The 21,053-nt window shown below is 69.0% G+C and carries 19 protein-coding genes; 6 read left to right on the top strand and 13 right to left on the bottom strand.

Annotated features, from left to right (window positions below; all coding sequences use genetic code 11):
* From M4D77_RS19070 to M4D77_RS19050, 5 genes are all read right to left on the bottom strand, one after another.
* On the bottom strand, window positions 1-974 hold a 974-nt coding region (locus M4D77_RS19070; RefSeq protein ID WP_259937012.1), incomplete at its 3' end, for an alpha/beta hydrolase.
* 382 nt (window positions 975-1,356) lie between these two features.
* The gene (locus M4D77_RS19065) at window positions 1,357-2,871 is read right to left on the bottom strand and encodes an acyl-CoA synthetase (protein ID WP_205334027.1); all 1,515 of its coding nucleotides are present in this window, start codon (window positions 2,869-2,871) and stop codon (window positions 1,357-1,359) included.
* A 31-nt stretch (window positions 2,872-2,902) separates the two neighbouring features.
* A complete protein-coding gene (locus tag M4D77_RS19060; protein ID WP_226512632.1) occupies window positions 2,903-3,739 on the bottom strand; it encodes an SDR family oxidoreductase in 837 nt (278 codons plus the stop codon).
* Window positions 3,740-3,783: 44 nt separating this feature from the next.
* The gene (locus tag M4D77_RS19055; RefSeq protein WP_205334028.1) at window positions 3,784-4,581 is read right to left on the bottom strand and encodes a maleylpyruvate isomerase N-terminal domain-containing protein; all 798 of its coding nucleotides are present in this window, start codon (window positions 4,579-4,581) and stop codon (window positions 3,784-3,786) included.
* A gap of 56 nt (window positions 4,582-4,637) precedes the next feature.
* Complete coding sequence (locus M4D77_RS19050) at window positions 4,638-6,092, bottom strand: aldehyde dehydrogenase (protein WP_137809776.1); 1,455 nt, start codon at window positions 6,090-6,092, stop codon at window positions 4,638-4,640.
* Window positions 6,093-6,208: 116 nt separating this feature from the next.
* Between M4D77_RS19050 and M4D77_RS19045 the strand changes: the two genes are divergently transcribed.
* The gene (locus tag M4D77_RS19045) at window positions 6,209-7,231 is read left to right on the top strand and encodes an AraC family transcriptional regulator (RefSeq protein ID WP_259937010.1); all 1,023 of its coding nucleotides are present in this window, start codon (window positions 6,209-6,211) and stop codon (window positions 7,229-7,231) included.
* On the opposite strand, the gene glsA is transcribed toward M4D77_RS19045, so the two are convergent.
* The 7 genes from glsA to M4D77_RS19010 form a co-directional block, all read right to left on the bottom strand.
* Window positions 7,228-8,493, bottom strand: coding sequence for a glutaminase A (gene glsA, locus M4D77_RS19040; RefSeq protein ID WP_259937009.1), 1,266 nt, complete (start codon window positions 8,491-8,493; stop codon window positions 7,228-7,230). The two genes, M4D77_RS19045 and glsA, sit on opposite strands and share 4 nt — an antisense overlap.
* Window positions 8,494-8,515: 22 nt before the next feature.
* Window positions 8,516-8,887, bottom strand: a complete 372-nt coding sequence (locus M4D77_RS19035; RefSeq protein WP_058253291.1) for a glyoxalase superfamily protein — start codon at window positions 8,885-8,887, stop codon at window positions 8,516-8,518.
* Window positions 8,888-9,099: 212 nt separating this feature from the next.
* A complete protein-coding gene (locus M4D77_RS19030) occupies window positions 9,100-9,915 on the bottom strand; it encodes an endonuclease domain-containing protein (RefSeq protein ID WP_396266600.1) in 816 nt (271 codons plus the stop codon).
* Window positions 9,916-10,296: 381 nt separating this feature from the next.
* On the bottom strand, window positions 10,297-11,178 hold the full coding sequence (locus tag M4D77_RS19025; RefSeq protein WP_205334034.1) for a helix-turn-helix domain-containing protein: 882 nt from the start codon (window positions 11,176-11,178) through the stop codon (window positions 10,297-10,299).
* 58 nt (window positions 11,179-11,236) lie between these two features.
* Window positions 11,237-11,563: a hypothetical protein gene (locus tag M4D77_RS19020; RefSeq protein ID WP_205334035.1), complete on the bottom strand. Its 327-nt coding sequence runs from the start codon at window positions 11,561-11,563 to the stop codon at window positions 11,237-11,239.
* Window positions 11,564-11,700: 137 nt separating this feature from the next.
* Window positions 11,701-12,240: an RNA polymerase sigma factor gene (locus M4D77_RS19015; RefSeq protein WP_259937008.1), complete on the bottom strand. Its 540-nt coding sequence runs from the start codon at window positions 12,238-12,240 to the stop codon at window positions 11,701-11,703.
* 63 nt (window positions 12,241-12,303) lie between these two features.
* A complete protein-coding gene (locus tag M4D77_RS19010) occupies window positions 12,304-12,651 on the bottom strand; it encodes a hypothetical protein (RefSeq protein WP_259937007.1) in 348 nt (115 codons plus the stop codon).
* Window positions 12,652-12,810: 159 nt separating this feature from the next.
* Between M4D77_RS19010 and M4D77_RS19005 the strand changes: the two genes are divergently transcribed.
* From M4D77_RS19005 to M4D77_RS18995, 3 genes are all read left to right on the top strand, one after another.
* Window positions 12,811-14,193 (top strand): dynamin family protein, encoded by a 1,383-nt coding sequence (locus tag M4D77_RS19005; protein ID WP_259937006.1) that lies wholly within the window; start codon window positions 12,811-12,813, stop codon window positions 14,191-14,193.
* 69 nt (window positions 14,194-14,262) lie between these two features.
* Window positions 14,263-16,116: a dynamin family protein gene (locus M4D77_RS19000; protein ID WP_259937013.1), complete on the top strand. Its 1,854-nt coding sequence runs from the start codon at window positions 14,263-14,265 to the stop codon at window positions 16,114-16,116.
* 45 nt (window positions 16,117-16,161) lie between these two features.
* Window positions 16,162-17,946 carry an Hsp70 family protein gene (locus M4D77_RS18995; protein WP_259937004.1) on the top strand — a complete coding sequence of 595 codons (1,785 nt, stop codon included), beginning with the start codon at window positions 16,162-16,164 and terminating at the stop codon, window positions 17,944-17,946.
* A 27-nt stretch (window positions 17,947-17,973) separates the two neighbouring features.
* Here the strand turns inward: M4D77_RS18995 and M4D77_RS18990 are convergent, their stop codons facing one another.
* Window positions 17,974-18,642, bottom strand: coding sequence for a hypothetical protein (locus M4D77_RS18990; RefSeq protein WP_259937003.1), 669 nt, complete (start codon window positions 18,640-18,642; stop codon window positions 17,974-17,976).
* A 305-nt stretch (window positions 18,643-18,947) separates the two neighbouring features.
* On the opposite strand from M4D77_RS18990, the gene M4D77_RS18985 reads away from it, so the two are divergent.
* Entirely contained in the window at window positions 18,948-19,652 is a 705-nt protein-coding gene (locus tag M4D77_RS18985) for a hypothetical protein (protein WP_259937002.1), read from the top strand.
* Window positions 19,653-19,693: 41 nt separating this feature from the next.
* Window positions 19,694-20,824 carry a DNA polymerase IV gene (locus tag M4D77_RS18980; protein WP_259937001.1) on the top strand — a complete coding sequence of 377 codons (1,131 nt, stop codon included), beginning with the start codon at window positions 19,694-19,696 and terminating at the stop codon, window positions 20,822-20,824.
* Window positions 20,825-21,053 lie beyond the last annotated feature (229 nt).

The raw sequence follows: 21,053 nt of genomic DNA, 5'->3' as shown, positions 1-21,053 counted from the left end.
ACGGGCAGTGTTGTGACGGTGCGGGTTTCGAGCAGCAGGTCGTAGTAACGGCCGCCGGGGTAGTAGGTCGGGGTCGCGGTGTCGGCCACCATGTCCGACGACCAGCCAGTGGCGAGTGCGCGGATGACCCGTCCGTTGCGGGGACGCGGCACCGCAAGCTCGGACAGTTCGCCGATCAGATCGGTCGACTCGCCTTCGGCGTCGATGTGGATTCCGGTCACCAGGCGCGAGCCGAGAAACTCCTGCCGCGTTGTCTCCTGGAGGACGGACACGCCTTGCCCGAAGTTGTTGGATACCGACGGTTGCGACGCGATGACCCGGATCGGTAGCCCGGCGGCGGCGAGAGATGCTGCGGCGGTGGCGAAGTTGACCCCGAAGAACGAGTTGACCGGATCGAACAGCATGAGGCCGGCGAGGCGCCGGTAGGCGACGGGGTCGGCGCGGCGGAGTGCGTCGGCCGCCACGACGACGAACTCGCCGCCGGCCGAGTGTCCGGAGAAGATCATTCGGTACGGCATCGTCACGTCGGGGCGGTGGGCGGAATCACGGGCCTCGCGAAGGCTTGTCGCGAGCGGACTGCCGGTGTCCCGGCCGGAACCGAAGACCCCGCCGATGGTCCGCGCGAACGCCGCGTTGTCGGCGATGTTGTAGGCGACGGCACACCCGCCGAGGTTGACCGAGTCCAGCGTCGGGCTCACGACGAGGAACCCGGATTTCGCATACGCGCGGGCCACGGAGTCGAGATTGGCCGCAGTACGGGAGAAGCCGTGCTGCAACCACACGATCGCCGAGGGTTCACCGGGCGGGAAGTACCACCGGACCGCGACCCGGACGGGCTTGCCCGCACATTCGGTGGCGATGTCGGACGACGACACGGCCGCCGGCGCTGCTGTCACTGCCGACGGTGTCACACCGACGAACACCACGATCGCGGCAACAACCGCGATGCACCAGCGGAACAATCCTCCCGACATCCGGCAAGTCTAGGACCGGCCGGACGCCACGGTGCGCGGTTTCAGGGAGCGCGACCCCCTCCGGCCTCCGCTCCCTGTGGTGCAGAGGAGCGAAAGCGACCCCCCCACCCCTCCCCAATCCGAAGAACCGCATAACCCATGCTCCCTGAGGTGCGAGGAGCGCAAGCCGCCGGGCCGAGCAGGCGACGAAGGAGCGCGTCGAGGTCGACGAGCCACGAAGGGCCTGGTGAGGCACCTTGCGAGCCCCTTCGTGGCTCGCTTCGCTCGCACCTCAGGGAGCATGGAGTTCAGACGCTCACGAATGTACTTTCGAAGTTCGCGACGGCCATCCCTCTGCTCCCTGAGGAGCGCCCGGAGCTTGCGGAGGGCGCGTCACGAAGGGTCACAGCTTGCGCTTGACCAACTTCCCGGTCGGCGTGCGCGGCAACGTGTCCCGGAAGATGACCTCGCGCGGCAGCTTGAACTTCGCGATCCGCGGTCGGAGGTGATCCAACAGTGCATCGGCGAGCTCGTCGCCAGCGTCCTGCCCCGAGACCGGTTGCACGACCGCCGTCACCCGCTCGCCGAGATCGGGGTCGGGTACGCCGATGACCGCGGCGTCGAGCACCGACGGGTGGGCGAGGAGTGCATCCTCGATCTCCCGCGGGTAGATGTTCACCCCGCCGGAGATGATCAGGAACGAGTCGCGGTCGGTGAGGAACAGGTGGCCCTCGTCGTCGACGTAACCGACATCGCCGGTGGTCGTCCATGTCGGATGCTCGGGATGCTGTGCGCCACTGGTCTTCTCGGGGTCATTGTGGTACTCGAACGGCAGCCGGTCGCGCTCGAAGTAGATCGTGCCGATCGTTCCCGGCGGCACCTCGGTGCCCTCGGGATCGCAGACCCGGATCGTGCCGAGGACGGCGCGCCCCACCGTGCCCGGGTACTCCAGCCACTCCGGGGTGTCGACGATGGTGAGACCGTTGAGCTCGGTGGACGAGTAGTACTCGGACAGGATCGGACCCCACCAGTTGATCATGGCCCGTTTGACGTCGACGGGACACGGCGCGGCGGCGTGCACCGCGACCTTCAGGCTCGACGTGTCGTACCGGGCCCGCACCTCCTCGGGAAGTCGGAGCATGCGCACGAACATCGTCGGCACCCACTGGCTATAGGTGACGCGGTGTTCCTCGATGAGGGCCAGCGCCCGTTCCGCGTCGAACCGCTCCATCACCACCACCGTGCCGCCAAGCGCCTGCACCGAGGCGCAGGTGCGAAGCGGCGCAGCGTGATACAGCGGTGCCGGCGACAGGTAGACGGTGTCGGGACCGACGCCCCACACGGACTGGTTCATCGCGATCATGGTGTCGCCGGGCTCGTCGACCTGCCGGTTCGGCAGTTCGGGTTTGATGCCCTTCGGTCGTCCGGTGGTGCCGGACGAGTAGAGCATGTCCGCGCCTCGCGGCTGGTCGGCGAGCGGTTCGGTCGACTGCGTCGCCGCGGCGGCGTCGAGGTCCTCGTGACCCTCGATCCGGCCGGAGTAGGCGAAACGTGTCTCGACGCCGGGGGTGAGCGGGACCAGCTCGGCGCCGAGGTCGGCGAGAGCGGCGTCGACGATGAGAGCCTTCGCGCCGCAGTCGGTCACGATGTAGGCGCTCTCGGCGGCGGTGAGGTGCCAGTTCACCATGCTCAGGTAGAGGCCCGACCGCATTGCCGCCCAATAGATGTCGAAGATCCGCGCGGTGTTGGTGGCGAGCACCGCGAGGTGGTCGCCGGGCCGCAGGCCGCGGTCGGCCAGGGCTCGGGCGACCTGGATCGACCGGGTCTCCGACTGGGTGAAGGTGACCGTTTCACCAGAGTCGGCCATGAGGACCGCGGGATCGTTGGGTCGGGTGGAGAGGTGGGCTCCGGGGTACATCAGAAAGCTCCTAGCGGGTCGAACCGGTCGATCAGTACAGGTAGTCCTCGCCGCTGGCACGCACGGTCACGTCGGAAAGGCTGATGCCCCACGGCTGGTCGATGACGTGGACGACGGCGTCGGCGAGATCCTCGGGCTTGATCAGCCAGTACTTGATGGAGTCGACGTCGGTGAGTTCGGCGGGCAGGTCGTCGTTCATGAGGGCCGTGACGTGCTCGCCGTAGGAGGCGCCGCGCTGGCCGACGAGGCCCATGATCGCGGTGTCGTTGACGATCCAGCTGGCGAGGTTGGTGCCGGTGATGCCGGTCGGCTTGACGGTGGTGACCTTGATCTTGCCCTTGGCCTCGATGCGCAATGAGTCCGAGATGGTGGTGACCGCGGCCTTGGTCGCGCTGTACACGCCCGAACCCTCGATGCCGGCATTGCCGTAGATCGACGAGATGTTGACGACCTGGCCGCGACCCTGCGCGATCATCTGGTCGTAGACCGCGGAGATGCCGTTGACGACGCCCTTGATGTTGATGTCGATGGCGGCGTGCCACTTCTGCCAGGCGCGGGCGTGGTCGGCGAAGTAGGCGAGCGGCATGACACCGGCGTTGTTGACGAGGACGTCGATGGCGCCGAACTGCTCCACGGTGGCCTTCGCCGCCGCGGCGACCTGCTCCATGTCGGTGACGTCGGCGACCTGGGCGAGCGCCGAACCACCGGCCGCGCGGATGCCCTCGACGACGGCGTTGACGTTGTCGGCGTTGACGTCGACTCCGACGACGTGCGCGCCGGCGGCCGCGGTCTTCTCCGCGATCAGCTTGCCGAAGCCGCTACCGGCGCCGGTGATGACGATGACCTTGTCCTTCAGGTACTCGGACATGGGGGTACTCCGTTTCTGTTCTGGGTGAGACGAATTGAGTGAGTTCAGACGATGTCGACGGCGTCGAGGACGCCTGCGACGCGCTGTCGGTCGCCGCTGACGGTGACCGCCGACCGCCAGGCGCTGCGGGTGGTGCCCCAGCGCAGGAAGTCGGTGGCCGAGGAGGTCGCGACGTCGGCCGGCAGGTCGGCGGTCTCGCGTACGGTGACGATCGTGCCCGCGGTGTCCCGGTCGAGGACGAACGACCGGTCCGTCGCGCCGGTGAGATGCAGGCCGATGGGCTGTTCGAGTGTGGGATACACTGCTGCACCGCACATCTGGGGCAGGCCGGCGATCATCCAGTCGATGGCGGGATCGATGGCCGCACTCACCGACACCTCGGCGGCGTCCAGCGGTCCGAACGGCTGCATGAGGTCGCTGGTGAGATGCACGAGGTGGTCGAAGGCGACGGCGTCGCTGAGCTGGCTCAGCCGGTAGGTGCCCAGGTCGAGCATGTCCAGCGGCTGGTCACGAAGGTCCTCGCCCTGCAACACGGCCAGGGTCGCGAGGCCGGCCTCGGACTGCGCGCGGTAATACTCGACAGCCTGTTCCGACGACCAGTCGGCCCGCTCGCGTACCGCGGCGTCGTTGAGTCGCTCGGACTTTCCGCTCGGATTGTCGGGGAAGACCAGGTCGGGGTCGGCGATGAAGTTGAAGAAGAAGCCCATGTGGGTGACGACGTCGTGGACGCGCCAGCCGTGGCAGGCGCTGTCGGCCGCCCAGTGGGCGGGCGTGAGCCGGTCGAGCAGGGCGAGGGTGTCGTTCACCAGTGCCTTGGCAGCAGTGACTCCGGCATCGGACATGGCCGATCGCCTCCTTGGAATATGTTGTGTACGAGTGTGAATGGACGAGACGGGTGTCAGGCGGGCAGGAAGATCGACTTGAGGTTCTGGTAGGCGGCCAGGCCCTCGGGGCCGAGCTCGCGGCCGATGCCGCTGGCCTTGACGCCACCGAAGGGCGAACCCCAGTCGAGGTTGAAGTAGTTGACGCCGAACGAGCCGGTCTCGACGCGACGGGCGACGTCGACGCCGCGATCGGGATCGGAGGTCCACACCGTTCCGCCGAGCCCGTACGACGAATCGTTGGCGAGCGCGATGGCGTCGTCGACGTCGTCGTAGCGCAGCACGGTCAGGACCGGGCCGAAGACCTCTTCGCGGGCGATGGTGGCCGAGTTGTCGATGCCGGCGAAAACGGTTGGCTCGACGAAGAACCCGCGGTCGACACCCGACGGCGTCCCGCCACCGGTGGTGACCGTGCCACCCTCGGTGCGGCCGCGCTCGATCAGCGACAGCACCCGATCCCGGTGCCGGCCGCTGGCGAGCGGACCGACCGCGACGTTCTCGTCCATCGGGTCGCCGACCGGCAGCGACGCGCACATCGCGCTGATCGCATCGAGGTACTCGTCATAACGGCTGCCTGGCACCAGGATTCGGGTGGACATGTAGCAGGTCTGGCCGGTGTTGAGCAGCGAGGCGGTGGCGAGTCCGCCGACGGTCTGCTCGAGATCGGCGTCGTCGAGCACCAGCGCTGCGGACTTGCCGCCGAGTTCGAGGGTCACCGGACGGATGAGTTCGCCACAGACGCGGCCGATCTCGCGGCCGGCCGGGGTCGAGCCGGTGAACGCGACCTTGTCGACGTGCGGGTGCGACACCAGGTGACGGCCGATCTCGCTGCCGCCGTTGACGATGTTGAGGACACCGGCGGGCAGGTCGGCGGCGATGGCCGCCTCGGCGAGGACGTACGCGTCGAGGCTCGTCTCGGGGGATGGCTTGAGAACCACGGTGCAGCCGGCGGCCAGCGCGGGCGCGATCTTGAACATCGAGAGGATCGCCGGGAAGTTCCACGGTGCGATCGCCCCGACGACGCCGATGGCCTCGCGGCGCACGATCGTCGAGCCGGGCAACGGTTGGCTGGTACGCGTCTCCTCCACCGGGGTGGACTCGACGAGGTCGGCGTAGTAGCGCAGCAGCTGAACCGGGGCCGCGCCTTCCGCGAAGCGCGCCAGCGCGATCGGCATGCCGTTCTCGGACGTCACCGCCGACGCGCGGTCCTCGGCGCGTTTGTCGAGCTCGTCGGCGAACCGGCGCAGGTGTGCGGCACGGTCGGCAGGGGACAGGTCGCGCCAGCCCGACGACCGGAACGCGGTGCGGGCGGCCTCGACGGCCGCGTCGACGTCGGCGGTGGTGGCCTCGGGTACCGAGCCGAACTGCTCCTCGGTGAGCGGGGAGATGACCGGGATCGTCGCCGAACCGGCCGGCGCGCGCCAGCCGCCGTCGATGAAGAAACTCGTGCGGACGGTGTCGATGGTGGTCATGGGTACTCCTCGCTGAGTGTGTCGGCCGTCGAGCGGTCGGCGGCGTGTGTCCATGATCACTCCCACCCAGGTCGGATTTCTTGACATCTCATGACGACTTCTTGACAGTTGGTGCCATGGCCGATCTGATCTGCGCATCCTCGCTCAGTCAGTTACCCGAACTGATTGCCGAACACGATGGCGATGCCCGCGCGATCCTCGGCCGCGTCGGCATCGACCCGGCCGTCGTCGGCGCGTACGACCGGTTCGTCCCGTTTACCGCTCTGTCGACGGTCATCGGTCTGTGCGCGGCCGAGTTCGACGTCCCCGACTTCGGGCTGCGCCTCGCCGCCCGGCAGGACCCCGACATCCTCGGCCCGGTCGCGATCGCCGCCCGCAACGCCGAGACCGTCGGCGATTCGTTTCGACAGGTCTCGGCATTCGCACACGTGTACAGCCCGGCCATCCGCGCTCAGATGCACTACGGCGAGCGGGAGGTCGCCTATGAGTTCGATACCGTGCTGCAGCGTGTGCCGTACCGACCGCACGTCGTCGAACTAGCGATGGGCGTCACCCGGTCGACGTTCGCGATGACGCTGGGCCACGGCTTCCGCGCGAACCGGATCACCTTGGCGCACCCGCCGATGTCCGAGCCGCGCGTCTACACCGACTATTTCGGTTGCCCGGTCGAGTTCGAGGCGCCGGCCAACCTGGTGGTCTTTCCCCGCGGGGTGATGCAACAGACGTTGCGGCGGGTCGACCCCTTGGCCTACGACGTGGCCATCCGATTCATGACCGGACACGATCGCGAGAGGGCCTTCGGCGAGGCGGTCTCGGCGCTGATCGTGCGCGCACTGCCGGCCGGGGCGGCCACGCTGGAGGCGGTGTCGAAGCTGCTGATGATGCACCCGCGTGCGGTGCAGCGGGGTCTGGCCGACGAGGGCGCGACGTTCGAGCAACTCGTCGACGACGCGCGCCGCGACCTCGCCGTCTCACTGCTGTCGAATCGGGGTGTCCCGCTGGCGGCGGTGGCGCGGCAGATCGGATACTCCGAGCAGAGCACGCTGACCCGCAGTTGCCGACGCTGGTTCGGCGTGCCGCCGCTGGCGAAGCGCCGCGAGCTGACTGCCCCGGGCCAGGACTCGTCCCGAGATCTCTAGGAGTCTCCGACGGTCGGGGTGTCGTCGCTGTCCGGGGTGTCGTCGCCATCCGAGAAGTCGTCGTCAGCCGAAGCGTCGTCGAAAATGTCATCGGGGTCTTCTATGCGGACGTCGTAGTCGTCACCGAGGCGGCGGGCCACCTCGCCGATCAGCCGTCGGGCGGCGTCGTCCATCACGCGGACATGGGTCAGATCGAGGACGACGGCGTCGGTGCCGAAGCCTTCGCACGCACGACTGGCGACGATTTCCGCGCCCGCGAAGCGCACGTCGCCCTGGAGCTCGACGACTGTCGTGCCGTCGTGTTCGGTCACCGATCGCAGCGCGGGCCGACCGGTGGGGGCCACGTGCATCATGTGCAGTTCCATGTCGCGCGACAGCCGTTCGAAAACGGCGACGCCGCGCACGCTGTTGCCCTGTCTGTCGAGCTGCGGCGACCACACCGCGAGCCCTACCTGGCCGGGCAATACGCCCAGGATCGCGCCGCTGACACCGCTTTTCGCGGGGATTCCGACCGTCGCCATCCAGCTGCCGCTGCCGTCGTACATGCCGCACGTGGCCATGACCGACAGGACGTGCCGGGTGATCCAGCCTTCCAGGAGGCGCTCGTCGTCGCCGGTCGACAGTCCGCCGTTCGCGAGTACCGACCCCATGACGGCGAGGTCGCGGCAGGAGACCCGGATCGAACACTGGGCTGCGTACCCGTCGACGACCTCGTCGGGTTCGCAGTCGAGTTTGCCCGCCGAGCGCAGCAGGTAGGCCAGCGCGGTGTTGTGGTCGTCGGAGGCGAGTTCGGCGCGGTGGACCTCCTTGTCGACCGAGACCTCGCGTCCGGCGAGAGTGCTGACGAGGTCGATGACGCGGTCGACGCGTTCGTTGGGATCCGCGCCGTTGATCATCCCGTGCACGGCGACGGCGCCCGCGTTGATCAGCGCGTTGCGCGGCCGGCCGGTCTCGGCCTCGAGCGAGATCTCGTTGAAGGCGTCGCCGGACGGTTCGGTGTCGACGCGTTCGAGTACGGCGTCGAGCCCGCGGTCGCGCAGGGCGAGCGCGTAGGCCGGTACCTTGCCGATGGACTGGATGGAGAACTCGTGATCGGCGTCGCCGGCGGTGTACACGGTGCCGTCGATGGTGGCCAGGGCGATACCGAACGACGACGGATCCGCCTGCTCGAGTTCACGATTGCCGGTCGCGACCTCACCGCCGTCGTCGTCGCGGCATTCGGAGAGTACGCGTTCGAGGTAGTCGTCGATGGGGGAGCGCATATCCCACGGTAGCCACCTGGGCTCAGTTCTGGCGGTACGGCATGTACTGCACCGACCAGTGGTTGCCGTCCGGATCGTCGAAGTACACGAAGTGGCCCCACGCCTGTTCGTCGATCTCGCCGGGGTCGACGCCGGCCGCGAGCAATTGTTCGCGGGCCTCGTTGATGTCGGTGACGACGACCTGCAGACCCTTCACCGATCCCGGTTCCGCGTCGCTCAGTCCCTTGCCGAAGGCGATGGAACACGCCGACCCGGGCGGGGTCATCTGGACGAACCGGATCTCGTCGGAGACGACGTGATCGTGGTCGACGTTGAAGCCGATCTTGGAGTAGAAGTCTCGCGCCCGGTCGACGTCGCTGACCGGCAGGATGACGAGTTCGAGTGTCCAGTTCACGGTTCCTCCTGGGGTTGTGGTGTGACACCAGCTTCTCAGGGCATGCGGACAGTTACGGTCCTTATTCGGAGACGTTCGCCCGCATCCGAAAGAACCTCAGAACCGCTGCTGTGTGGGGTGCAAGCGATGCCCTCCCTCTGCTCCCTAATCCGAAAGAACGCCCTGCCCCCTGCTCCCTGAGCTGAGGAGCGCCCGGAGCTGGCGGAGGGCCGTCACGAAGGGTCGCCCCGTCGGCGGATGCGGTGCCGGTCGGGGCGTGTCAGCGCGCGGATCTCCTCGAGGACCTCCTCCCAGTCGTACAGCACGTCGTCGTAGGTGAGGCGCATCGTCATCCAGCGGTCGAGCATGGTCATCCGGTCCCGCCGACGGTCGTTGCGGAATGCGGCTCGGTCGGAGTGGTACGACTCGCCGTCGCACTCGATGAGCAACGAACCCGTGCGGAGATCAGCGTGTTCGCGGTCGCCGATCGACGGTTGCACCTCCACGTCGAATCCCGCGGCGATGAGCCGGAGCCGGACGAGCGACTCGGTGCCGGATTGCGAACGGGCATCACATCGGTCGAACATCGCCGAGACCGCACGGGTTACACGACCCATCTCGGCCTGGAGGTCCGGGATGGTCAAGTCGGTGGCGTTGAGGACCGAGTCGACCACCGCTATCCACTCCTCGGCCGGAAGGCACCGTGCGGCGCAGCCGACCGCCACGGCGATCGGGTCGACGGCCGTCGTCACGGGGAGCGGGCGGCCGAAGCCCTGGCACCACCGGAACGGGCCGCTGGCCTTCGTGGCGGACTTCGCGTGTTTGCTGAGACGAACGTGGGTCTCGTTGTGGCCCGGCGGTATCCAAAGATCCGGCAGGCCGCGCCGCTGATGGAACCGCAGCGCGCTGATGCAGGACAGCGCACCTCCGGCCGTCACCGCGGACACGACGTGGGGGTCCGCCGCGGACGTCCGCACCCAGCCGTATCGGAGCGACGTCAGGGTCTCGGCCTTGCGCGCCTGCGCAATGGCATCGGGCGCCCAGCCCATCGCGGTCAGTTCTCTCAGCGAGTACACGCCACAATCCGAAGTCACACCTGCTTTGACGCACGGAACCGGTCGGTGGTTTCGTCAGATCGGGCCGGGTGTGGAAAGTGTTGTCCCCGTGAGAGGCGTGGGAGGGCAATATGCCCTTCGAGGTCGCTCATGGGGACGAGACTTTGACTCACCCCGCAGAGAACCGGACCGTGGTGCGGATATGGGTGGCTCCGGGGTGGTCACAGGCGGTAGTCGTGCCGGCTTTGGGCGTGGCCAGGCGCGACGGGCCGGTTCCTAGGCTTCGTCGGGCCGGGTGTGGAAAGTGTCGTCCCCGTGAGTGTCGTGGGAGGGCAATGTGCCCTTCGAGGTCGCTCATGGGGACGAGACTTCGGCTCACCCCGCCGAGAACCGGATGGCGGCGCGCACCTGGGCCGCGATCGCCCGTCCGGCGCCGAGCGGCCACCGGTGCATGACGTAGTCGGCGGCCGCGTCGACGGAGAGTTGACGGGTGGAGTTTCCCGCGCGCACCCAGAACTCGGGCGGGGCGTTCTTCCCGGCCCGCAGATAGACCGGCCGCGGGGACGGTGAGCACGTCACCCGGCAGACCGGGACGTCCCCCGACCCGTCGGGCCGCGCGACCGATTCGACTGTGATGCCGACGGCCGCCGCGGTGTTCTGGCCGAGAGTGGTGGTCAGCAGATCGCGCAGCCACAGTTCGAAACGGTCGGCGTCGGGCACCTTCAGTGTGGCGAAGTCGGGTTCGAGACCGAGCGGTGTGCCGTCGTCGGCGACACCGATGAGCAGGGTGCCGCCGTCGGAATTGAGAAACGCCGACACCGTCTTGACGATCACCTGCTCCATCCGCGGGTCTTTCTCGCCGCTGCGCAGGTTGACCCGGGCGGTCGACTTGAACTCGAGCCGATCCGATTCGCCGTCGGAGAGCAGTTGCGCGACAGGGGCATTGGATTGCCGTTGCAACCGCGCCGCGAGCAGGCCGTAGGCGCCGACCGCGACGACCGAACTGATCAGTCCCAGCACGACCGTCGTCACGCTCCACACCCGGAGGTGCTTGTCGACGAGGCCGGCGATGTAGAGGCCGAGCGCGGTGCCGAGGATCGACAGCACCATCGCCGTCGTCGCGTCGAGGCGGGCGCGTCGGCGCAGCAACCACCTGGCGACGACGCCGAACACCCACGCGACCACCAGCACCAGTATTAGCGCGGTCGCCGTCGCCCAGACCGGTACCGCGAACTCGATTCCGCCGATCGTTCCCACACAGCTTTATAGCCCGGAGCCGCGCTCAGCGTGGCTCCGGGCTATAAGGACGTCGAACTCAGATGGCGTCGCCGCCGTCGATGCTGCCGAAGTCGCCGACCTCGACGTTGCCCTCGTCGTCGACGGCGGTGTCGAAGGTGCCGTCGCCGTCGGTGTCGGCGACGGCGATGTCGGTGTGGCCGTCGGCGTCGGTGTCGGCTTCGATGATGTCGATCTCGCCGTCGGCATTGGTGTCGTAGGCGATGGAGTCGGCCTGGCCGTCGCCGTCGGTGTCGAGGATGGCGTCGGTGGTGCCGTCACCGTCGACGTCGGTGAGTGCGGCGTCGACGGCTCCGTCGCCATCGGTGTCGACGAGAACGGCGTCGGCGGGGATCTCGGTGCTCATGGTGGGTCCTCTCGGGGTTCGGCGCGGTGGTGCCGGGGGTTGTGAAGTGCTTCTGGTTACTTGGAGGTGAGTCTGCCCCGGTTTGTTCCCCACGGCCTCGAAGTCGCGTCGGGATCATTCGCGGGGAGTACCCCCCGTCAGCGCAGATCGGCCAGCAACTCCGACAGGAGGGACCGCGCGCGGGAGATGCGACTGCGCACGGTCTGCAGGCCGATGCCCTGGGCCTCGGCGATCTCGGAGTAGCTGAGCTCGCCGTAGACGCGCAGCACGAAGGTCGCCCGATAGGCGTCGGGAACCTGCGCCAACGCTTCGGCGATCCGGTCGGACACGACGACCTGCGCCGCGACGTCCAGATGGCTCATCGGGTCGTGCTCGGCGATGTCGTCGGCGTCGGTGCGTTTGCGGATCCGGGCGAGCGCGGCGTTGGACCCGATGCGGTAAAGCCAGGTCGACAGTTGCGCGTCGCCACGGAAGTTGCCGATGGCCCGCCATGCGGCGACGAGCGCGTCCTGCATGGCGTCCTCGGCGTCGTGCTGATTGCCGGTGATGCGTAAACAGATGGCCCACAGCCGGTCTCGATGTTGTTCGACGAGCGTGGTGAAGGCCGCCTGATCGCCGGAGCGGGCGCGTTCGAGGAGGTCCGCGCCAGAGGTGGATTCGTCGATCAACGACTGCACCCGCTCATCGTAGGGCCGTGTCCCGACCATGGCAGCACATCGCGACTTTCGGTGCCGCGCAGCTCAGAAGTCGTCATCGAACGTCCCGTCTTCCACGGGATCGACGACCGGATCCCCGTCGTCGCCGAAGACGTCGTCGATGGTGTCCCCGAAGTCGCCGCCGATCGGATCGTCACCCGCGAGGTCGGATTCCGCGGACACCTCGCCGTCGAACTCCTCGTCCGCCGGATCCGGCCCGGGTGCGGCGGTCAGGTCGGTGTCGAGTTCGTACGACGGGTCGAACGCGGTTCCGACGGCGGTCTCCCACGCGCCCTCGGGCACGCTCAGCTCGCCCGGGGGGTCGGTGTCGCGCAGCCAGTCGTCGAAGCCGCTCTCCCCGGAGCCGCTGTCATCGTCAAGGTCGTCGGTCATGGTCGTTCGCCTCCGCAGGTATCTCTGTCATCCGGTCGACTGCCGGGCGCCGAGGAGTGATGGACAATTCTCGGCACGTACCTAGGAGTGTCGCCGAGCCCGGAATGTTCCCGCCGGATCGGAAGAAGTCTCGGGAGGTCAGATCTCGTGGAGCAGCGCATGACCGTGCGTGGTCGCGTGGAGCAGTTGCTCGACGAGGTGGGCCCGCTGGCGCCGGTCCCGGCGACGATCCCCGCCCTGCGGGCCCGACTCGCCGAACCGCTGACCGTCGCGCTCGTCGGACGCGTCAGCTCCGGCAAGTCGACGCTGCTCAACGCCCTCGTCGGGGACCGTGTCGCCCCGACCGACCGCGCCGAGTGCACCCGCGTCGCCGCGCTCTACGTCGAGGGAAACCCGCAGCGGGTCGAGGTCATCGGACTCGACGGCACGGTCACCGAACTCCCCGGACCCATGCGCGGCGACCTCGGCCGGCCACCGGAGGAGATCGACCATGCGATCGTCCACACCCCGTCCCGGTTTCTACGCGAGCGCTTCCGCGTCATCGACACCCCCGGCCTCTCGGGTTTCACCGACACCGCCGAGATCGCGACCCGGCGGGTGTTCGGCGGGCAGAGCAGGCTGGCCCGGCCGGACGTCGTCCTCTTCCTGCTCGACGACGCCGCGGGACCGAAGGCCGACGAGGTCGCCTTCCTCGCCGACGCCGGTGCGTCGGCGCAGAACACGATCCTGGTGATCTCCCAGGCCGACCTCATCGCCGCCGACAACCCGATGCTCAAGGCGCAGGAGATCGCTCGCCGGGTCTGGCGACGCTTCCCGGCGATCGCGGGCGCCGTGGTCGCCGTGTCCGGGCTGATGGCCGAGGCGGGCGTCTGCGGGGTCACCGAACGTGAGACCGCCCAGATCTCGCGCCGCGGACAGCTCGAGTCCTGGGAGCTGTTGACCATCCTCGACGGCGGGATGCCCGCGCCGCCGGGGATCGACGTCGACGAACTGGGCCGGCTCGAGCAACTCGTGGGCACCTATGCGATGGACGCCGGGGGTGAGATCGCGCGGCAGGGTGCACGGGCGTACAGCGAATGGCTGCACCGGGTTTCGGGTATCGACGAGTTGCGGCTGGCCATCGGCCGGCGATTCCTGGCCGTCGGCGACATCCTCAAGGCACGCACGGTGCTGGCCGCGCTGCGCGAGTCGGCCTACCGCAGTCCGCGACGCGACGTCTTCCTGGAGGCGATCGACGAGGCCGAGACGTCCCCGGCGCTGCACCGGCTCCGCGAGATCGCCGCGCTCGAGGCCCTCGCCCGATGGCAGCCCGACAGCGAACTGGTCGGCGAGCTCAACGTCGTCGTCGCGAGTCGCGATGTGCGCGTGCTGTTGTCGTTGCCGCCGAATGCCGCACCACCGGCGATCGCGGACGCCGCGCGGCAGCGGGCCACCGACTGCCGGTCGCGGCGGGCCTTCGCGGCGACATCGGCCGAACGGGAGGCGTTGCTGGTGCTCGAGCAGACCTATCAGCTCGTCCGGCGCGGACTGTGGGTCAACTGACGTGATGGTCGACGAGGAGCGCAGGGTGAACGAGGAGAGCAGACGGTGACTTCCAGCGAACCCGCCGCCATGTCCGGGGCCGGGGCCAAGGGACTCGAGAAGGCCCCGGCGAAGAGTGCGACGCCGACGCCGGAGGCGGTCCTGCGCTCGGCGATCGACGCATTGCGCAAGCACGGCGAGGACGCCATCGCCGACCGCGCGACCCGCGTCCGCGACCGACCGGCACCGCAGGGGACCGTGGTCGTCATCGGCGAGGTCAGCCGGGGCAAGAGCTCGCTGGTCAACACGCTTCTCGGGGTCGGCGACCTCGCGCCCGTCGACGCCGAGATCACCACCTCGGTGTACGTCCGGTTCACCCCTGCCACCGACGACCTGCCCGCCGGCACCGCGCTCGTCGAGTTCCCCGGTGCCGCCCACCGCATCCCGGCGACCGAACTGTCCGACTGGGTGACCGTCGGCGGACGTCACGCGGCCGGGGTGCCGGCGGAACGTCTCGCGCCCGGCACGCCCGTCGATTCCGTTCTCGTGCCGCCGGTCTCGGCGCGTGTGGGGGTCGACGCCACGGTGCTGCCCGGCGTCACGGTCGTCGACACACCGGGTGTCGGGTCGCTGGTCCCCGAACACGTCGAGGCCGCGGTCAGCGCGGCGCGCGGCGCGTCGGTGCTGCTCATGGTGTGCGACGCGACCGCACCGCTCAGCGCACCCGAACTCGACTTCCTGCGCAGTGTCAGCGAGGAGGTCGCCTCGGTGGTGCTGGTGGTCACCAAGACCGACCTCGTGATGCGGCAGTGGCGGACGGTTGTAGCCGAGAACCGAAAGCTGATCGGCGCCCACGCACCTCGCTTCGCGCACATCCCGATCATCGGCGTCTCCAACCGCATCGCCGCCCAGGCCGCGGCGATCCGCGATCCGGACCGTCGTGAACGGGCCCTCGCGGCGTCGGGCGTTCCCGAACTCGTCGACGCCCTGACACCGCTGGTCCGCGACGGGGCCGCGTCGCCGGTGCGCAACGCGCTGCAGCTGACGTTCGCCGGGCTCGACGACGTCCGCACGCGCCTGGTCCTGGAGATGAAGGCCGCCACCGCGACTCCCGCCGAACGAGCTGACATCGAAGCCGAACGCGACCGGCTCCAGCGCCTCAAGGATCGTCGTCGGGAATGGCGGGCGCGACTCACGCAGGACATCACCGCGGCGTCGCTGCAGACCGACGACCTCATGCGCGACCGCTTCGACAAACTGCTGGGCCAGTGGTCCACGCGTATCGACAAGTTGCGCTTCTACGAACCGCACCGGGCGGGCCAGGAGCTGATCGCGCAGATGACTGTCGACCTCGAGGCCGCCGCGCGCGAGGTGAGCGCCTCGTTCGTGGCCGGGATCGAGCGGATCGCCGACGCACTGTTCGCCGATGCCGCCATCTCCGACGAGCTGGTCGGGCAGATCGCCGGCAGCGCGGGCGAGCTCAAGCTCCGTGAGCAGGAGAAGATCTCGCCGTGGAAGAACATGGTCGACCCGATCCTGCTCTCCATCGTCGCCGCCGGCGGCCCGCTGGCGATCATCCCGGTGGTCAACGTGGTGGCGGTGCCGGTGTGGGCGGGCGTCGTCGTCGGGTTCCGGGCGTCGAAGGTCGGCAAGGAGAATCATCGCAAGTGGTTGACGAAGGCGGTCGCGGACATGAAGGCCGACGTCCGGTCGCAGCTGCAGTCGATCAAGGCGCAGGCCAGCGGTGACCTGCAGATCGCCTACGACGAACTGCTCGAGCGGCTCCTCGCGGAGTCGACGAAGATCCTGAACGACGCCGCGGCCGATGCCAAGAAGTCGGCGGCCGAGCGGGAGAAGATCGCGCAGGATCTCCGGAACCAGATCATCGCGGTCGACAACGTGCGCAAGTCGATCGCCCGGGTACTTCGAGCGCCCGCCGGATGAAACCCGGTGTGATGTGCAACCATTTGCTCCGGAGGAGGTGGCCACGTGGCGCAGGGGAGCAGGCGGCGACTGTGTATCGACTTCGGCACCAGCAACACCGCGGCCGCGTACCGGGTCGGGTTCGGCGAGCCGGTCATCGTGCCGCTTGGCCCGGGCCGACCCGCGATGCCCTCGGCGGTGTTCGCGGCTGACGCGACCGTCGTGGTGGGTCACGACGCGGTGCAGCGGAGATTGCAGGCACCCGACGCTTTCGAGGACACCCCGAAGTCGCGTATCGACGACGGCGAGATCGAACTCGGCGACCGGTTCTGGCCGGTCGAGGATCTGATCGCCGCAGTGCTGCGGCACGTGCACCAGACCGCGTTGCGCCACAGCGGACTGCCGATGTTCGACTCGATCGTGCTGACCCATCCGGACCGCTGGAGCGAGCGACGCAAGAACGTCCTCCGGCGCGCGGCGCAGCGGGCCGGCATCCCCGCGGACGCATTGCGTGTCGCCTCCGAATCATTGGCCGCCGCTTGGTACTACGTGTACCGCGGGCACGACGTCAGTGGTGGCGAACGGATGTGTGTCTTCGACTTCGGCGCCGGCACGTGCGACGTGGCGGTCCTCGTCCGCGACGGCGCCGAGGGGTTCACCGTCACCGGGTCGGGCGGCGACAACCACCTCGGCGGCCGGGACCTCGACGCCCGGATGATCCGTTGGGTGCACGACGAGGCCGCCGAACTCGACCCCGACCTCCCGAGCCGGCTCCGATCCCCGGCCGCCGCGATCGCCTTGGCCGATCGGGTGCGGACGGCGAAGGAAGCGCTGTCCGACACCGCACAGGCCGTCATCGAACTGCCCGGCACCCGGCACACGCTGCTGCTGACGCGACGCGAGTTCGAGGCGATGATCGGACCGTTCGTGGAGCGGGCCGTCGAGCTGACCCGGGACGCGATCGCGCGGGCCGACGCCGCGGGCACCGGTCCGGGCGGGCCGGTCATCGTCTATGTCACCGGCGGGACCAGCAGCATCCCGATGTTGCAGTCCGCGCTGTCGTCGGCCGGCCGGGTCGCCCGGATCGGCGACCCGAAGGTCGTCGTCGCGCAGGGTGGGCTCCTCCGCTCGACCAACGTCGTCCCGGGGACCGAGGCCGGCGGCTTCGACGCCGGGCGGGAGACCGATCCGCGGCGGACCGTGGGCCCGGGGATCGACGTGTCGGGTCGTCGAATCGCGTTCCCCGCGTTGCCCGGCGGTTCGGTGATCGCCGCCGTCTCGGTGCGCAACGGCCAGCCCGTACGAGCGGGGGAACCGCTGGCGACCGTCGATTCCCCGGCCGGGCGGGTGACGATCGACGCACCGGTCGCGGGCACGGTGCACGGCCTCGACCTGCGGTCGGGCGCCGCCGTCCAGCCGGGTGCGGTGTTCGCGGCGGTCGGACCGGTGGACCTGCGGCCGGACCAGTGGCCGCGGCTGCATCGGATGCCCGCCGGCACATCAGTGGTAGCGGCGCGGCCCGTGATGCAACCCGTCGTCCCGCAACCCCTCGCACCGCAACCCCTCGCCCCGCAGCCCGTCGCTCCACCTGCCCACATCTCGCAACCCGGCTCGGCGCAACCGATTCCGGAACCGGGGAAGGTGAATGCGTTCGGGCTGGCGGGACTCATCGTGGGAATTCTCGGGTTTCCGCTGTGCCTGGGCACGATCGTCGGCCTGGTACTCACGGTCGTGGGCATCACGCGTGCCGGTGGCCGTCGCGATGCCCTCACCACGACGGCGCTCGTCATCAACATCCTGGGCGCCGTGGCCTGGGTGGCGTTCGTCATCTGGGCGGTCATCAGCGGCTGACCCGCACGCCGCCGCGCAGGTCGTCGGTCAGGGATGGCTGTCGATGTCGAACTGACGCCACGCGGCGTCCCACTCTCGTGACCGGTGCCGATCGGCGACCAGGCGCACGAGCACGGTCGAGCCCCACCAGACGAGCACGACGAGCATCACCACCCCGGCACCGGCGATCAGGCCCTCCATCACGGCGTCCGTCGTGGTCACGGGCGGGCCCACCACCGCACCGGTGTCATCGAGCCAGACGGTCCGGACCCGGCCGACGGCGTCGAGCGGCTCGGCGCCGACGGTCGCCGTGAGCCGGTGACCGTTCGGGTCCTGCCACGCCACGGTGGTGTGGTCGGTGGTGTTCTGGCCGCTGTCGTTCGGCACGTCGGCGTTCGGCACGTCGGCGCTCGGAACACCGACGCCCGGGACGCCGGCACTCGGTGCACCGATGCGTGATTCCCCGTTGCCCTCGACGGACGCGCGAATGATGGTGGCGCTGACCGAATGTCGGGGTTCCTGGTGCTCGATCGTCGCCTTGTGCGCCGCATAGGTGTTGCCCCCGACGGTCAGGGCGACCATGAGCCCGGCGAGTGCTGCGATCCACAACATCACGAGTGTCGCGGTTTCCAGGCGGTCGGCGCGGCGGACCAGGCCATTCGACGATGCGTGCATCACGCGCCAGCAGTGGAGTTCGCGGGCGAGGAATCGCAGCATGTCCCCCTCCTGATGCCGGTCGCCCCTTACATGGTCGTTGCCGGTGGCCCGCCGGGACAGGGCCTTTGGTCCCGAAACGGGCGTCGCACCGGCGTGTTCAGTCATTCGACTCACAAACGATCCGTGCTCGGCGTATCCTCGCACTGCGCCGATGGCCGACATCGTGTGGGGGTGCCGGGGCGTAGGGGGTCGACTCGAGGGGCTCCGATCTCGCTCCTCGTCGGTGTCCACGATCGTCATGGTTCGACAGGTCGTCGACGGTCGTGGTCTGAGTGGAGGGGTTGACGTTGACCAGCGTTTTGTCTGTGGGCGCATCGAGACGCGGTGCGCGCACGTTTCTCACGTCGTCGGCGATCGGCGAGGCGATCGACATCGAGGAGTCGATCGTCCTGACCGGGTACGCGGCACTCGCCGAGAGTTCCGCGGACTTCGGGGTGACGCCGGACCTGATGCGTGAGGTCGACGCGGCCGTGCACCGGCACCGGGCGATCATCGCGCGGCTTCGGCTGATGCGAACCGAAGCTGTTGCTGCCGAACAGGTCTCGTCGCCGCACGACGAGGCGCTGGCCGTCCTGGGTCTCGGTGGTCCCGATGGTGATCCGATCGCCACGGACGTCGAGCCGTCGAAGGTGGTGCGGTCGTACCGCGACGCCGACCCCGATGGTCGGCGTCCGGCGCTGGTCGCCGTCGCGTACCTGCTCGCCGCGGCGCACGCGCTGACCGACCCGACGAACTGTGGGACCGCTTCGCCCGCACTCAATCTCATGCCCCCGCCGCTGCATCGGGATCGCGCCCTCCTGGAGAAGGTGCTGACCCACGCCGTGGCGATGTCCGAGCGGGACACCCGTGCGGAGCTGGCCGCTCACATCACCGCTGCGAGTGCCGCGTTCGCCGACGCCGGCGGCGTGACCGACCGTTCCCTCTCCGTGCTGCGGTACAACCCGCACTCGTTGCGCACCTCGTGCCGGTCGATGGGTCTGGGCGAGGTCGACATCTGTATCGCCGGCTGATCTGATCGGCCACCGGGCGCGCGGCGATTACTCTGGGCGTCGTGACCACGTCGGTTTCGCAGCGCTATCGGTGGCTCCTGCACGTCGATCTCGACCAGTTCCAGGTCGCGGTCGAGCGGCTGCGGGCCCCCGAACTGGTCGGGGTGCCGGTGATCGTCGGCGGCAACGGCGATCCGACCGAGGCGCGCAAAGTGGTCACCTGCGCGTCGTATGAGGCGCGCGACGTGGGTGTCCGTGCGGGGATGCCGTTGCGGGCGGCGCACCGCAAGCTGCCCGACGCGGTGTATCTGCCGCTCGACATGGGCGCCTACGACGCGGCGTCCGCCGAGGTCATGGACGTCCTGCGGGCCACCGGTCACCCGGTCGAGGTCTGGGGCTGGGACGAGGCGTACCTGGGGGTGAGCGCGCGCGGGGCGGAGGTCGACCCCTTCGACGACGCGGCCATCGTCGACCTGGCCGAACGGATCCGTTCGGAGATCCTCGACCGGTGCGGGCTCACGAGCTGCGTCGGGATCAGCGACAACAAGCAGCGCGCGAAGATGGCCACCGGATTCGCCAAGCGTCCGCCCGGCGGCGCGCGAAGCGGTGTCGACGCGCCGCGCGTGTTCGTGCTCGACGACCGCAACTGGCTCGAGCTGATGGGGGAGCGGCCCACTCGCGACCTGTGGAGCGTCGGGCCGAAGACGTCGGCGAAGCTCGCTGCCACTGGGATCACTACGGTGACCGAGCTGATCGCCACTCCGGGCGACGACTTGATCGCCACCTTCGGTCCGCACCAGGGCAATTGGCTGTACGTCCTCTGCCGCGGCGGCGGTGATTCGACGATCACCGCCGAACCCTGGCTGGCGCGTTCGCATTCCAAGTCCCGCACCTTCGCGACCGACCTCAGCGACGCCACCGAGATGCGCGCCGCCGCCGCGGACCTCCTGCGCGAGTTGCTCGATCAGGTGGTCGGCGAGGAACGCCTGCCGTTCCGGGTCGCGGTGACCGTCCGCACCACGACGTTCTACACCCGCACCAAGTCGAGGAAGCTCCCCGCGCCCACCCTCGACTTCGCCGAACTCGAGTCGGTGGTCGCCGACCTGCTCACCAGGTTCGACATCGACCGCCCGGTCCGCCTCTTGGGCGTACGCCTCGACCTGGTGACCGACGAGGAAGGCGCCGCAACCTGAAATGCCCCTCCGCTCCCTGATCAGAAAGAAGCGCCAGCCCCTGCTCCCGAGCCCGATGGGCGTGCTTAGCCACCGCTCCTTAGTCCAAAGAAACGACCTGCCCCTGCTCCCTGAGCCTGAATCCGTGGAAGGGGTTTCAGGTGGGGTGGGTTGGGGCGTGTGATCGTCTGATTGTGTTGTGGGCGTGTGGTATTCGCTGACTTGTGTCAGCTTTTTCACTGGGGTTCCT

It is taken from the genome of Gordonia sp. p3-SID1431 (assembly GCF_025143765.1).
GTDB lineage: Bacteria > Actinomycetota > Actinomycetes > Mycobacteriales > Mycobacteriaceae > Gordonia > Gordonia hongkongensis.
The sequence above is the reverse complement of the archived record's forward strand: the minus strand, read 5'-3'. Positions and strand labels throughout refer to the sequence as shown.

Excerpts from the sequence above, each read along its gene's own strand:
- M4D77_RS19005 (WP_259937006.1), top strand. The coding sequence starts at position 12,811 with ATGACCGTGCGTGGTCGCGTGGAGCAGTTGCTCGACGAGGTGGGCCCG.
- M4D77_RS19055 (WP_205334028.1), bottom strand. The coding sequence starts at position 4,581 with ATGTCCGATGCCGGAGTCACTGCTGCCAAGGCACTGGTGAACGACACC.
- M4D77_RS19050 (WP_137809776.1), bottom strand. The coding sequence starts at position 6,092 with ATGACCACCATCGACACCGTCCGCACGAGTTTCTTCATCGACGGCGGC.
- M4D77_RS18990 (WP_259937003.1), bottom strand. The coding sequence starts at position 18,642 with ATGCTGCGATTCCTCGCCCGCGAACTCCACTGCTGGCGCGTGATGCAC.
- M4D77_RS19045 (WP_259937010.1), top strand. The coding sequence starts at position 6,209 with ATGGCCGATCTGATCTGCGCATCCTCGCTCAGTCAGTTACCCGAACTG.
- M4D77_RS19000 (WP_259937013.1), top strand. The coding sequence starts at position 14,263 with ATGTCCGGGGCCGGGGCCAAGGGACTCGAGAAGGCCCCGGCGAAGAGT.
- glsA (WP_259937009.1), bottom strand. The coding sequence starts at position 8,493 with ATGCGCTCCCCCATCGACGACTACCTCGAACGCGTACTCTCCGAATGC.
- M4D77_RS19020 (WP_205334035.1), bottom strand. The coding sequence starts at position 11,563 with ATGAGCACCGAGATCCCCGCCGACGCCGTTCTCGTCGACACCGATGGC.
- M4D77_RS19065 (WP_205334027.1), bottom strand. The coding sequence starts at position 2,871 with ATGTACCCCGGAGCCCACCTCTCCACCCGACCCAACGATCCCGCGGTC.
- M4D77_RS19030 (WP_396266600.1), bottom strand. The coding sequence starts at position 9,915 with ATGGGCTGGGCGCCCGATGCCATTGCGCAGGCGCGCAAGGCCGAGACC.
- M4D77_RS19010 (WP_259937007.1), bottom strand. The coding sequence starts at position 12,651 with ATGACCGACGACCTTGACGATGACAGCGGCTCCGGGGAGAGCGGCTTC.
- M4D77_RS19060 (WP_226512632.1), bottom strand. The coding sequence starts at position 3,739 with ATGTCCGAGTACCTGAAGGACAAGGTCATCGTCATCACCGGCGCCGGT.